Annotated in this window: 13 protein-coding genes; all 13 read left to right on the forward strand. The window is 61.5% G+C overall.

All coding sequences use genetic code 11. The annotated features are described in order from the left end of the window. Positions 1-2 precede the first annotated feature (2 nt). The 13 genes from fliO (at position 3) to BM059_RS05895 (ending at position 13,336) form a co-directional block, all read left to right on the forward strand. Positions 3-434, forward strand: a complete 432-nt coding sequence (fliO, locus tag BM059_RS05835) for a flagellar biosynthetic protein FliO (protein ID WP_074937356.1) — start codon at positions 3-5, stop codon at positions 432-434. Then, the gene (fliP, locus tag BM059_RS05840) at positions 434-1,219 is read left to right on the forward strand and encodes a flagellar type III secretion system pore protein FliP (RefSeq protein WP_037002867.1); all 786 of its coding nucleotides are present in this window, start codon (positions 434-436) and stop codon (positions 1,217-1,219) included. Before fliO ends, fliP begins: the two co-directional genes overlap by 1 nt. An 11-nt stretch (positions 1,220-1,230) precedes the next feature. Next, positions 1,231-1,500 carry a flagellar biosynthesis protein FliQ gene (gene fliQ / locus BM059_RS05845; RefSeq protein WP_037002864.1) on the forward strand — a complete coding sequence of 90 codons (270 nt, stop codon included), beginning with the start codon at positions 1,231-1,233 and terminating at the stop codon, positions 1,498-1,500. 13 nt (positions 1,501-1,513) lie between these two features. After that, positions 1,514-2,290, forward strand: coding sequence for a flagellar biosynthetic protein FliR (gene fliR, locus BM059_RS05850; protein WP_037002861.1), 777 nt, complete (start codon positions 1,514-1,516; stop codon positions 2,288-2,290). A 9-nt stretch (positions 2,291-2,299) separates the two neighbouring features. Then, positions 2,300-3,436, forward strand: a complete 1,137-nt coding sequence (gene flhB / locus BM059_RS05855) for a flagellar biosynthesis protein FlhB (RefSeq protein WP_037002860.1) — start codon at positions 2,300-2,302, stop codon at positions 3,434-3,436. An 85-nt stretch (positions 3,437-3,521) separates the two neighbouring features. Continuing rightward, on the forward strand, positions 3,522-5,669 hold the full coding sequence (gene flhA / locus BM059_RS05860; protein WP_074937360.1) for a flagellar biosynthesis protein FlhA: 2,148 nt from the start codon (positions 3,522-3,524) through the stop codon (positions 5,667-5,669). Positions 5,670-5,680: 11 nt separating this feature from the next. Next, entirely contained in the window at positions 5,681-6,991 is a 1,311-nt protein-coding gene (gene flhF, locus BM059_RS05865; protein ID WP_074937361.1) for a flagellar biosynthesis GTPase FlhF, read from the forward strand. An 89-nt stretch (positions 6,992-7,080) separates the two neighbouring features. Beyond that, positions 7,081-7,911 carry a flagellar synthesis regulator FleN gene (gene fleN, locus BM059_RS05870; protein WP_162843938.1) on the forward strand — a complete coding sequence of 277 codons (831 nt, stop codon included), beginning with the start codon at positions 7,081-7,083 and terminating at the stop codon, positions 7,909-7,911. Then, positions 7,908-8,654, forward strand: a complete 747-nt coding sequence (fliA, locus tag BM059_RS05875) for an RNA polymerase sigma factor FliA (protein WP_037002854.1) — start codon at positions 7,908-7,910, stop codon at positions 8,652-8,654. Before fleN ends, fliA begins: the two co-directional genes overlap by 4 nt. Positions 8,655-8,751: 97 nt before the next feature. Continuing rightward, entirely contained in the window at positions 8,752-9,126 is a 375-nt protein-coding gene (locus BM059_RS05880) for a chemotaxis response regulator CheY (protein ID WP_169968482.1), read from the forward strand. 19 nt (positions 9,127-9,145) lie between these two features. Next, positions 9,146-9,934, forward strand: a complete 789-nt coding sequence (locus BM059_RS05885) for a protein phosphatase CheZ (RefSeq protein ID WP_037002853.1) — start codon at positions 9,146-9,148, stop codon at positions 9,932-9,934. A 12-nt stretch (positions 9,935-9,946) separates the two neighbouring features. Further along, positions 9,947-12,160: a chemotaxis protein CheA gene (locus tag BM059_RS05890; protein ID WP_074937363.1), complete on the forward strand. Its 2,214-nt coding sequence runs from the start codon at positions 9,947-9,949 to the stop codon at positions 12,158-12,160. 45 nt (positions 12,161-12,205) lie between these two features. After that, positions 12,206-13,336: a protein-glutamate methylesterase/protein-glutamine glutaminase gene (locus BM059_RS05895; protein ID WP_037002848.1), complete on the forward strand. Its 1,131-nt coding sequence runs from the start codon at positions 12,206-12,208 to the stop codon at positions 13,334-13,336.

A 13,336-nucleotide genomic window follows, 5' to 3' on the forward strand; every position in this document is an offset into this window, starting at 1 on the left:
TCATGGCCCGACTCATCGCGTTGCTGTTGGCGCTGCCCGGTTTCGCACTGGCCGCCGAACCTGCTGGCAAGGCTGCAACGCCCATGGCCGGTAGCGATATCGCCGGTCAGCTCGGCCAATTGCTGCTCGGTCTGCTGCTGGTCATCGGGTTGATCTTCCTGCTCGCCTGGCTGCTGCGTCGCGTGCAGCAACTGAACCCGCGTGGTGGGCAGGTGATCAAGCTGCTGTCGAGCCAAGCACTCGGCCCGCGTGATCGCCTGGTGCTGGTGCAGGTGGGTAACGAGCAGATTTTGTTGGGCTTGTCGGCGGGACGCATCACCCCCTTGCACGTGCTCAAGGAGCCTGTGCACCTGGCTGATGCCCAGCCTGCCACACCGGAATTCGCCCAGCGCCTGATGGAGCTGCTGGGCAAGGATCAGAAGGACAAATCCTGATGCTGCGTTTGTTGCTGGTGCTGGTGTTGAGTCTGGCCGCTTCACTGGCGTTCGCCGAGGACCCGCCTGGTACCAGCACGCTGATTCAGCAGGGCAGCAACCCGCTGTCAATTCCGGCCATCACCCTGTCCACCGACGCGCAGGGGCAGCAGGAGTACTCGGTCAGCCTGCAGATTCTGCTGATCATGACGGCGCTGAGTTTCATTCCGGCGTTCGTCATGTTGATGACCAGCTTCACGCGGATCATCATCGTCTTCTCCATTCTGCGTCAGGCGCTGGGCTTGCAGCAGACGCCGTCGAACCAGATTCTGGTCGGTCTAGCGCTGTTTCTGACGATGTTCATCATGGCGCCGATTTTCGATCGGATTAACACCGATGCGTTGCAGCCCTACCTGAACGAGGAGATCGTCGCCCAAGAAGCATTGACCCGCGCAGAGGGACCGATCCGCGACTTCATGCTGGCGCAGACCCGTGAAAGCGATCTGGCGCTGTTCGTGCGCCTGTCCAAGCGCACCGATCTGGCTGGCGTCGAGGACGTGCCGCTGACCATCCTGGTACCGGCGTTCGTCACTTCCGAGCTGAAAACCGCGTTTCAGATCGGCTTCATGATCTTCATTCCGTTTCTGATCATCGACATGGTGGTCGCCAGTATCCTCATGGCGATGGGCATGATGATGCTCTCGCCACTGATCATCTCATTGCCGTTCAAAATCATGCTGTTCGTCCTGGTCGATGGCTGGGCGCTGATCATGGGCACCTTGGCCGCCAGTTTCGGCACCATTTAGCGAGGCTTTTGATGACTCCCGAGGTTGCGGTTGATCTGTTTCGCGAAGCGCTCTGGCTGATCGTGCTGATCGTTGGCCTGGCGGTGGTGCCCAGCTTGCTGGTCGGCCTGGTGGTCGCCATGTTCCAGGCGGCCACGCAGATCAACGAACAGACCCTGAGTTTTCTGCCGCGCCTGATGGTGATGCTGCTGACGCTGATCTGGTCTGGACCCTGGCTGGTGAGTCAGCTGATGGAGTACACCCAGACGTTGATTCAGAACATTCCGTACCTCATCGGTTGAGGGACAGGGCGCGATGTTGGAGTTGAGCAACGAGCAAATCAGCGCCTGGATCGGCCAGTTCCTGCTGCCGTTGTTTCGCATCGCCGCAATGCTGATGGTGATGCCGATCATCGGTACCCAGTTGGTGCCGACTCGCGTACGACTCTACCTGGCGCTGGCCATCAGCGTGGTGCTGGTTCCCACGCTGCCGCCGATGCCGCAGGTGGATGCCCTGAACCTGCGCAGTCTGTTGCTGATCCTCGAACAGGTGCTGATCGGCGCCATGTTCGGTTTCATCCTGCAGCTGTTCTTCCACCTGTTCGCCGTGGCCGGGCAGATCATCGCCATGCAGATGGGTTTGGGTTTCGCTTCCATGGTGGACCCTACCAACGGTGTATCGGTGCCGGTGCTCGGCCAGTTCATGCTGATGCTGGTGACCTTGTTGTTCCTGGCCATCAACGGCCATCTGGTGGCGTTGGAGATTCTGGCGGAGAGCTTCGTCACCCTGCCATATGGACAGGGTCTGATGGTCAATCACTACTGGGAGCTGGCCGGCAAGCTTGGCTGGGTAATCGGTGCGGGTCTGCTGTTGACCCTGCCTGCCGTCACCGCTTTGTTGGTGATCAACCTGGCGTTCGGTGTGATGACCCGCGCTGCGCCGCAACTGAACATCTTTTCCATCGGTTTCCCTCTGACCTTGGCCATGGGCCTGGTGATTTTCTGGGTAAGCCTCTCCGACTTCGGCAACCTGTTTCAGGCACTGGCCAGCGAAGCCCTGCAGCAACTGGGCGAATTCGCCCTGACGCGATGAGGTGCGAGTATGGCTGAGAGCGAGAGCGGCGCCGACAAGAGTGAGGAACCCACAGGCAAGCGACTGGAAGAGTCGCGCAAGAAGGGCCAGATCGCTCGCTCCAAGGAGCTCAACACCCTGGCGGTGACCCTCACTGGCACCGTGGCATTGATCATCTTCGGCGCCTATATGGGCAACGCGCTGATGGACATCATGCGCAGTAACTTCAGCCTGCCGCGTGACGTGTTGATGAACGAGGGCAGCATGGCGCTGTACCTGTTGGCGTCGGGCAAGCAGGCACTGTTGGCGGCGCAGCCATTCTTGCTCGCGTTGCTGATCGCTTCCGTCGTGGGTCCGATTGCGTTGGGCGGCTGGTTGTTTTCAGCTGAAGCGCTGCAACCCAAAGCCAGTCGGATGAACCCTCTGGCAGGCCTGAAGCGCATGTTCTCGGTTCAGGCATTGGTCGAGTTGATCAAGGCACTGGCCAAGTTTCTGGTGATTCTGGCTGTTGCCCTGGTGGTGCTGTCGGTGGATCAGGATGATCTGCTGGCGATTGCCAACGAGCCGCTCGAGTCCGCCATCCTGCACAGCCTCAAGGTGGTTGGCTGGAGCGCGTTCTGGTTGTCCTGCGGGTTGATTCTGATCGCTGCGGTGGATGTGCCGTTCCAGCTGTGGAGTCACAAGCAGAAGCTGATGATGACCAAGCAGGAGGTGCGCGACGAATACAAGGACACCGAGGGCAAGCCCGAGGTCAAGGGTCGTATTCGCCAGCTACAGCGGGAAATGGCCGAGCGACGCATGATGCAGGCTGTACCGCAGGCCGACGTGGTGATCACCAACCCGACTCACTTCGCCGTAGCACTCAAGTACGACCCGGAGAATGGCGGGGCGCCAGTGCTGCTGGCCAAGGGTGGCGACTTCCTGGCGCTGAAGATTCGTGAAATTGCCCAGGAGCACCAGGTGATGGTGTTGGAGTCGCCTGCTCTGTCTCGGGCCGTGTATTACTCCACCGAGCTGGATCAGGAAATCCCAGCAGGCCTGTACCTGGCGGTGGCGCAGGTTCTCGCTTACGTCTATCAGCTGCGGCAATACCGGGCGGGCAAGGGCAAGCGGCCCGGGCCGTTACCGGATCTGCCGATTCCGGCGGACCTGCGCCGCGACACGTAAGTCGCACCTTGCGCGGCACTGCGTCATTTCTGGAACGCTTCTTGCCATTACCCCTTCAAGACGCATTTTCGCGTCAAAAGATTGAATGGCTTGGGGTGGGGACGTGGCAGTAGATCGCGCACAGTTAATCGGTGATGTTCGCAGCAATCTGGCAGGCCTGCGTCACGGCAATCTGGGTATTCCCCTGCTGCTGCTGGTCATGCTCGGCATGGTCATGCTGCCGATCCCGCCGTTCCTGCTGGACGTGCTGTTCACCTTCAGCATCGCGTTGTCGATCGTGGTGTTGCTGGTCAGTATCTATGCACTGCGCCCGCTGGACTTCGCGGTATTCCCCACCATCCTGCTGGCCGCCACGTTGCTGCGTCTGGCCCTGAACGTCGCCTCGACGCGTGTGGTGCTGCTCAATGGGCATGAGGGGCATGGCGCCGCTGGCCAGGTGATCCAGGCTTTCGGTGAAGTGGTGATTGGTGGCAACTACGTGGTTGGTATCGTGGTGTTCGCCATCCTCATGATCATCAACTTCGTGGTGGTGACCAAAGGTGCGGGGCGTATCTCCGAAGTCAGTGCGCGTTTTACCCTCGATGCGATGCCCGGCAAGCAGATGGCCATCGATGCCGACCTCAACGCCGGTCTGATCGATCAGGCCGAGGCCAAGAAGCGGCGCAGCGAAGTGGCCCAGGAAGCCGACTTCTATGGCTCCATGGACGGTGCCAGCAAATTCGTTCGTGGCGATGCCATCGCGGGTTTGCTGATCCTCTTCATCAACCTCATCGGTGGTATCGCCATCGGTGTGTTGCAACACAGCCTGGCCTTCTCCGATGCGGGCAAGGTCTACACCCTGTTGACCATCGGTGACGGTCTGGTCGCACAGATTCCCTCTTTGCTGCTGTCCACTGCTGCTGCGGTGATGGTGACGCGCGTTTCCTCCTCCGAAGACATGGGCGCGCAGGTCAATCGGCAGATGTTCGCTTCGCCGCGCGCCCTGGCCGTGGCGGCAGCGATCATGATCGCCATGGGCCTGGTGCCGGGCATGCCGCATTTTTCCTTCATCAGCCTTGGCCTGATCGCTGCTGGCGGTGCCTACTGGATCGCCAATCGCCAGCGCAAGACCAAGGAAGAGGAAGTCAAGGAAGTGCAACGCCAGCAGGAGCTGATTCCGGCGCAAAAGGCGCAGGAGATCAAGGAGCTGGGCTGGGACGACGTTACTCCGGTGGACATGGTCGGCCTGGAGGTGGGCTACCGCCTGATTCCGCTGGTCGACCGCAACCAGGGCGGTCAGTTGCTGGCGCGGATCAAGGGTGTACGCAAGAAGCTGTCGCAGGAGATGGGCTTTCTCATGCCCTCGGTGCATATCCGCGACAACCTTGACCTGGCGCCCAATGCCTATCGCCTGACGCTGATGGGGGTCAGCGTGGCCGAGGCCGAGGTCTACCCGGATCGCGAATTGGCGATCAATCCGGGGCAGGTGTTCGGCCCGCTCAATGGCATCGCCGCCAAGGATCCGGCGTTCGGCCTGGAAGCGGTGTGGATCGACCCCAGCCAGCGTGATCAGGCGCAATCGCTGGGTTACACCGTGGTCGACGCCAGCACCGTGGTCGCCACCCACCTCAATCAGATCCTGCACAAGCATGCTCACGAGCTGCTGGGGCACGAGGAAGTGCAGCAACTCATGCAACTGCTGGCCAAGAGCTCGCCGAAGCTGGCCGAGGAGCTGGTACCGGGGCTGGTATCGCTGTCGACCCTGCTCAAGGTATTGCAGGCGCTGCTGCAGGAGCAGGTGCCGGTACGCGACATCCGTACCATCGCCGAGGCGATCGCCAACGTCGCGCCAAAGAGTCAAGATCCCGCCGCTATGGTCGCTGCCGTACGCGTGTCGCTGGCCCGTGCAATCGTGCAAAGCATTGTGGGACTAGAGCCGGAGCTGCCTGTCATCACCCTTGAACCCAGGTTGGAACAGATATTGCTCAATAGTCTGCAGAAGGCCGGTCAGGGCAGCGAGGATGGCATCCTCCTCGAACCTGGCATGGCCGAGAAGCTGCAGCGTTCCCTGGTGGAAGCGGCGCAGCGCCAGGAAATGCTCGGCAAACCGGTGATTCTGCTGGTAGCCGGACCGGTCCGGGCGATGCTGTCGCGCTTCGCGCGGCTGGCGGTACCCAGCATGCATGTGCTGGCGTACCAGGAGATTCCGGACAACAAGCAGGTCACCATAGTCGCTACGGTTGGCCAGAACTGAGGTAAAGGGTCATGCAGGTCAAACGCTTCTTCGCAGCCGATATGCGGACCGCCATGAAACTGGTGCGTGACGAATTGGGCGCTGACGCCTCGATCATCGGCAATCGCCGAGTCGCCGGTGGCGTCGAACTGACTGCTGCGCTGGACTACCAGGCGCCGACACCGGTACGTCCGAACCCGGCGCTGGAAGCCGAGCTGCGCAAGACCCAGGCGCGCATCGCCAGTGCCCAGGCCGAACTGACCACCCGTGCCGAGCAGGATGCCGGCAAGGACCGTCAGCTGTTCGCCAACGAATCGCTGCTGGCACCCGAGCTGCCCGCGACCCCGGTCAAGCCGCAACGTGCGCTCGAGGCCTCCGCGCCTGCCACGCCTGCGGTCGATCCGCGTGCGCTGGATGCCATGCGTTTCGAGCTGCACGGCTTGCGTGAGCTGATTGAAGTACAACTGGGTTCCATCGCCTGGGGCCAGCTACAGAATCGCCGCCCGCAACAGGCCAATCTGTGGCGTCGCCTGCAACGCATGGGCTTGTCCGCCGAACTGTCTCAGGCGCTACTGGGCAAGGTGGCCGGCATTGCCGAGCCGCGTCAGGCCTGGCGCATGCTGCTCGCGCATCTGGCTCACGCGATCAAGACGCCCAAGGTCGAGCCGCTGGAGGAGGGTGGTGTCATCGCCCTGGTCGGCCCGGCAGGCATGGGCAAGACCACCACCCTGGCCAAGCTGGCAGCGCGTTACGTGCTTAAGTACGGCTCGCAACAGGTCGCTCTGGTGAGCATGGACAGCTTCCGTATTGGCGCGCAGGAGCAACTCAAGACTCTAGGGCGCATCCTCGGTGTATCGGTGACCCAGATCGATCCGGGTCAGTCTCTGCTGCAGGCTTTGGCGCCGCTGGCGAAGAAGCGCGTGGTACTGGTCGATACCGCCGGCTTGCCGGCCAACGATCCGGCGCTGCGTCTGCAACTGGAAAGCCTGGCCTCGGCGCGGATCAAGGCGAAGAATTATCTGGTACTGGCGGCAACAAGTCAGAGCCAAGTGCTCAAGGCGGCCTACCATAGTTACAAGCGTTGTGGTCTTTCAGGCTGCATACTGACGAAATTGGACGAGGCCGCGAGCCTGGGCGAGGTTTTAGGTCTGGCTATAGGCCAGCAACTGCCGGTAGCCTATGTGACAGACGGGCCGCGAATTCCGGACGATCTGCAAGTGCCGCGCAGTCATCAGTTGGTAAGCCGGGCAGTAGGCCTGCAAGCCGCCGAGGAGCCGAGTGAAGATGCCATGGCGCAGATGTTCGCCGGCCTCTACCACAACTCGGCGCAGCGAACCGGCTGAAGCGGCGAGAATGTTGCACCCTCTCATGCGTGGGCGTGGGAGTGAACGGCCTGATGGCCAGTCGAAGTTAGACAAGGTGTAAAGAGAACATGGGTATGCATCCCGTACAGGTGATTGCGGTGACTGGCGGCAAGGGTGGCGTCGGCAAGACCAACGTGTCGGTCAATCTGTCCATGGCCCTGGCCGATCTTGGCCGTCGGGTGATGCTGATGGACGCTGACCTTGGCCTGGCCAACGTCGATGTTCTGTTGGGGCTGACGCCCAAGCGCACCCTGGCCGATGTGATCGCGGGCGAATGCGACCTGCGTGACGTGCTGCTGCAAGGGCCGGGCGGTGTGCGCATCGTGCCAGCGGCTTCAGGTACGCAGAGCATGGTCAGCCTCACGCCAATGCAGCACGCCGGCTTGATTCAGGCCTTCAGCGATATCAGCGAGAATCTCGACGTGCTGGTGATCGACACCGCCGCCGGTATCGGCGATGCAGTGGTCAGCTTCGTCCGCGCCGCGCAGGAAATCCTCGTGGTGGTGTGCGACGAGCCCACCTCGATCACCGACGCCTACGCCCTGATCAAGCTGCTCAACCGCGATCACGGCATCAGTCGTTTCCGCGTGCTGGCCAACATGGCCCACAGTCCGCAGGAAGGGCGCAATCTCTTTGCTAAGCTGACCAAGGTGACGGATCGTTTCCTCGATGTCGCCCTGCAGTATGTCGGTGCCGTGCCCTATGACGAGTGCGTGCGCAAAGCCGTGCAGAAGCAGCGCGCTGTGTATGAAGCCTTCCCTCGCTCCAAGTGCGCCCTGGCGTTCAAGGCGATAGCTCAGAAGGTTGACACCTGGCCGCTGCCGGCCAATCCCCGTGGCCATCTGGAGTTTTTCGTCGAGCGTCTGGTGCAGCAACCGACTGCAGACTCGGCCGTATGACAGCAGCCTCTGGACTTCGTATGTACAACAAGGCTCAGGCGCAGGATTCCCAGCATCAGCTGATCGAGCGCTACGCGCCTCTGGTCAAGCGTATCGCTTATCACCTGCTGGCTCGCTTGCCTGCCAGCGTGCAGGTGGATGACCTGATTCAGGCTGGCATGATCGGCCTGCTCGAAGCCTCGCGCAAATACGACTCCAGCAAGGGTGCCAGCTTCGAGACATTCGCCGGTATTCGCATTCGCGGTTCCATGCTCGACGAGGTGCGCAAGGGTGATTGGGCGCCACGTTCGGTACACCGGAACAGTCGGATGGTCAGCGATGCGATTCGCACCGTGGAGGCGAGAACGGGGCGTGACGCTAAAGATCACGAGGTTGCGGCCGAACTCCAATTGAGTCTGGAGGATTACTACGGCATTCTTGGCGACACTTTGGGCAGCCGCCTGTTCAGCTTCGACGACCTGTTGCAGGACGGCGAGCACGGCGGGTTGCATGAGGACGCCGGGCACAACCACCTCGAACCTTCGCGGGACCTCGAAGATGAACGCTTCCAGACAGCCTTGGCCGATGCCATTGCTGGCTTGCCGGAGCGCGAACGCCTCGTGCTGGCGCTGTATTACGATGAAGAACTGAACTTGAAAGAAATCGGTGAAGTGCTGGGGGTTAGCGAGTCGCGCGTGAGCCAGTTGCACAGCCAGTGTGCGGCGCGTCTGCGCTCGCGGCTGAGTGAATGGCGTGCTGGCTGAGCGACGTACTCGCAGGCGGAAGCGGTTTCACGATTAAAGGACGTAGTTGCAAGCGCAATACGTTTGGGACTGTACGGAGGTCGACTTGGACAAGAACATGAAAATCCTCATCGTTGACGATTTCTCGACGATGCGACGGATCATCAAGAACCTCTTGCGGGATTTGGGTTTCACCAACACCGCGGAAGCCGATGATGGCACCTCGGCGCTGCCGATGCTGCAGAGCGGCAGCTTCGATTTTCTGGTAACCGACTGGAACATGCCCGGCATGACCGGCATCGACCTGCTGCGTGCCGTGCGCGCCGACGAGCGCCTCAAGCACCTGCCGGTGCTGATGGTGACCGCTGAAGCCAAGCGCGATCAGATCATCGAGGCGGCCCAGGCCGGCGTGAATGGTTACGTGGTCAAACCCTTCACTGCTCAGGTGCTGAAGGAAAAGATCGAGAAGATCTTCGAGCGGGTCAACGGCTGATGTCAGCCGCGAGGGTGCTATGGAACACGATGACTCCACGATGGGTGACCTTGAGTCGACCCTGAAAAGCAATGCCCGCGATCTGGTAGACAGCCTCGAACAAGGCAACTTCGGTGCCGCGGTGCAACTGATCAACGAGCTCAACAAGGTTCGTGATCGCGGTCTTTACCACGAGGTCGGCAAGCTGACCCGTGAGCTGCACAACGCCATTGTCAATTTTCAGCTTGATCCGCGCATGCCGCATGCTCAGGAACTTTCGCAGATCGCCGATGCGACCGAGCGCCTCAACTACGTCGTGACCATGACCGAGAAAGCCGCCAACCGGACCATGGATCTGGTCGAGCAGAGTGCGCCGCTGGTCAATGACCTGAGCGACGAGGCGCAGAGCCTGAGCGTCGAATGGGGTCGTTTCATGCGCCGCGAAATCGGTGCCGACGGTTTCCGTGAATTGGCCAAACGCGTCGAGCTGTTCCTTGCCCGTAGCGAGCGAGACGGCAACAAGCTCTCAGGCCACCTTAACGACATTCTGCTGGCGCAGGACTACCAGGACCTCACCGGTCAGGTAATCAAGCGTGTCACCCAGCTGGTGACCGAAGTGGAAAGCAACCTGCTCAAGCTGATGTTGATGGCCAGTCAGGTCGACCGTTTTGCCGGTATTCAGCATGACCACGAAGTGCTGCGTACCGAACAGGAAAAATTAAAAGAGCCATCGCGGGGTGAAGGTCCACAGATTCATGCCGATAAGCGTGATGACGTTGCCTCCAGCCAGGACGATGTCGACGACCTGCTGTCCAGCCTAGGGTTCTAAGGAGCACACAATATGAGCTTCGGCGCCGATGAAGAGATCCTCCAGGATTTCCTGGTAGAGGCCGGCGAGATTCTCGAACAGTTGTCCGAACAATTAGTCGAGCTGGAAAGCCGACCGGACGACATGAACCTGCTCAACGCCATCTTCCGCGGTTTCCATACCGTCAAGGGCGGAGCGGGCTTCCTCCAGCTCAATGAGTTGGTGGAGTGCTGCCATATCGCCGAAAACGTCTTCGACATCCTGCGCAAGGGTGAGCGTCGCGTCGATTCGGAACTGATGGATGTGGTGCTCGAGGCTCTTGATGCTGTGAATGGCATGTTCGGCGAGGTGCGTGAGCGCCGCGAACCGACGCCTGCCACTCCTGAACTTCTGGCGGCGCTGGCGCGCCTGGCTGAACCGGGTGGTGCCGAAGCAGCGCCTGCACCGGTGCAGCAGGCCGAACTGGAGCCTGAGCCGGAATCTGCGCCTGTAGCGTCAGCGTCTGGCGATATCACCGATAGCGAGTTCGAGCAATTGCTCGACGCGCTGGGTGAAGCACCGGCTGCCGATGCGAGTGCTGAAAGCAGCACGAGTGGCGACGAGATTACCGACGACGAGTTCGAATCGCTGCTCGATCAGCTGCATGGTAAGGGCCAGTTCACTGGCACGGTCGATACCCCTGTCGCTACAGCGGTGGCCTCGGCTCCTGTGGCCGCGCCGGCAAGTGATGACATCACCGACGACGAATTTGAAGCGCTGCTTGATCAGCTGCATGGCAAGGGCCAGTTCTCGGCCGCGGCCGAAGCGGCTGCGCCGGTCGCTGCCGCTACGCCAGCCCCGGCCGGCGACGAAATCACAGATGACGAGTTCGAGTCCTTGCTCGATCAGTTGCACGGCAAGGGCAAGTTCGTTCCGCCCGTCGAGCCGGCACCTGCGCCTGCAGTGGCTGCAAAACCAGCTGCCACGCCCAAGGCGGCCGCACCGGCAGCCAAACCCGCGGCGGCCAAGGTCGAACCTGCTGCTGCCCGCCCGCCCGCTGCGCCGGCCCCGGCCGCCGACAAGGCGCCTGCTGCGAGCGAAGCGGAAACCACCGTACGGGTCGATACCGCACGTCTCGACGAGATCATGAACATGGTCGGCGAGCTGGTGCTGGTGCGAAACCGTCTGGTGCGCCTGGGGCTCAACAGCGGCGACGAGGCCATGTCCAAGGCGGTGTCGAACCTCGACGTGGTCACGGCGGATCTGCAGACCTCCGTGATGAAGACCCGTATGCAGCCGATCAAGAAGGTCTTCGGCCGCTTCCCGCGCCTGGTCCGCGATCTGGCGCGCAACCTGAAGAAGGAAATCAACCTCGAACTGGTGGGCGAGGAAACCGACCTCGACAAGAACCTGGTCGAGGCGCTGGCTGACCCGCTGGTGCACTTGGTGCGCAACGCCGTCGACCATGGCGTGGAAACCCCCGAGGAGCGCGAGAAGGCCGGCAAGGCCCGTGCAGGTCGCGTGGTGCTGTCCGCCGAACAGGAAGGCGACCATATCCTGCTGTCGATCACCGACGACGGTAAAGGCATGGACGCCGACGTGCTGCGTGCCAAGGCCGTGGAAAAAGGCCTGCTGGACAAGGACGCTGCCGAGCGCCTCAACGAGTTCGAATGCTACAACCTGATCTTCGCCCCGGGTTTCTCGACCAAGACCGAGATTTCCGACGTATCCGGCCGCGGCGTCGGCATGGACGTGGTGAAAACCAAGATTTCCCAGCTCAACGGCACGGTCAACGTGTTCTCGCAGAAGGGCCAGGGCTCGAAGATCATCATCAAGGTGCCGCTGACCCTGGCGATCATGCCGACGTTGATGGTCATGCTGGAAAACCAGGCTTTTGCCTTCCCGCTGGTCAACGTCAACGAGATCTTCCACCTCGATCTGTCGCGCACCAACGTGGTCGACGGCCAGGAGGTGGTGATCGTGCGCGACAAGGCGCTGCCTCTGTTCTATCTCAAGCGCTGGCTGGTGCCGCAGGCCTTCCACGAAGGGCAGCGCGAAGGTCACGTGGTGATTCTCACCGTTGGCAGCCAACGCATCGGTTTTGTCGTCGATCAATTGGTCGGTCAGGAAGAAGTGGTAATCAAGCCACTGGGCAAGATGCTGCAAGGCACGCCCGGGATGTCCGGCGCCACGATAACCGGCGACGGACGCATCGCGTTGATTCTCGACGTACCGAGCATGCTCAAGCGCTACGCTCGGCGTTTCTGATGTTTTGCGGCGCGGGCCCTGGCTTCGCGCCGTCTAGGAGTGTGTATGGCTGTTAAGGTTCTGGTGGTGGACGACTCCGGTTTCTTCCGCCGGCGCGTTTCGGAAATTCTGTCTGCTGACCCCAGCATTCAGGTCGTCGGCACGGCCACCAATGGGCGCGAGGCCATCGATCAGGCGTTGGCACTCAAGCCCGACGTGATCACCATGGATTACGAGATGCCGATGATGGACGGCATCACGGCAGTACGAAACATCATGCAGCGCTGCCCGACGCCAGTATTGATGTTCTCCTCGCTTACCCACGAAGGCGCTCGTGTCACCCTCGATGCACTGGACGCCGGCGCGGTGGATTTCCTGCCGAAGAACTTCGAAGACATCTCGCGCAACCCCGAGAAGGTCAAGCAGATGCTGTGCGAGAAGGTGCACAGCATTGCGCGCAGCAACCGTCGTTTCAGCTCGGCTGCGGTGGCTCCGGCGCCGACCGCGGCGAGCCCGAGCGTGGCGCCGACTAGTCGCCCGGCCGTTGCGACACGTTCCGCTGCACCGGCTCCCGCCGTTCCTGTGCGTCCGGCGCCATCGGCTGGCGGCGCAGCGTCGCCAGCGCCCAAGCGCAAGGCCTACAAGCTGGTGGCCATCGGCACCTCAACCGGTGGCCCGGTGGCGCTGCAGCGTGTATTGACTCAGCTTCCGGCCAATTTCCCAGCACCGCTGGTACTGATCCAGCACATGCCTGCCGCGTTTACCAAGGCCTTTGCCGAGCGTTTGGACAAGTTGTGCCGTATCCAGGTCAAGGAAGCCGAAGACGGCGACATCCTGCGTCCCGGTCTGGCACTGCTGGCACCCGGTGGCAAGCAGATGATGGTCGATGCGCGTGGCGCGGTGAAAATCCTGCCGGGCGACGAGCGTCTCAACTACAAACCTTGCGTCGATATCACCTTCGGTTCGGCCGCCAAGTCCTATGGCGATAAAGTGCTGGCCGTGGTGCTGACCGGCATGGGCGCCGATGGCCGCGAAGGCGCGCGACTGCTCAAGCAGAGCGGCAGCCAGGTATGGGCGCAGGATGAAGCCAGTTGCGTGATCTATGGCATGCCCATGGCGGTGGTCAAGGCCAACCTGACCGATGCGGTCTACGGCCTGGACGACATTGGTCGGCACCTGACCGAGGCCTGCCAGTGA

Origin of the sequence: Ectopseudomonas composti, from assembly GCF_900115475.1 — a bacterium.
In the GTDB taxonomy this organism is placed as follows: domain Bacteria; phylum Pseudomonadota; class Gammaproteobacteria; order Pseudomonadales; family Pseudomonadaceae; genus Aquipseudomonas; species Aquipseudomonas composti.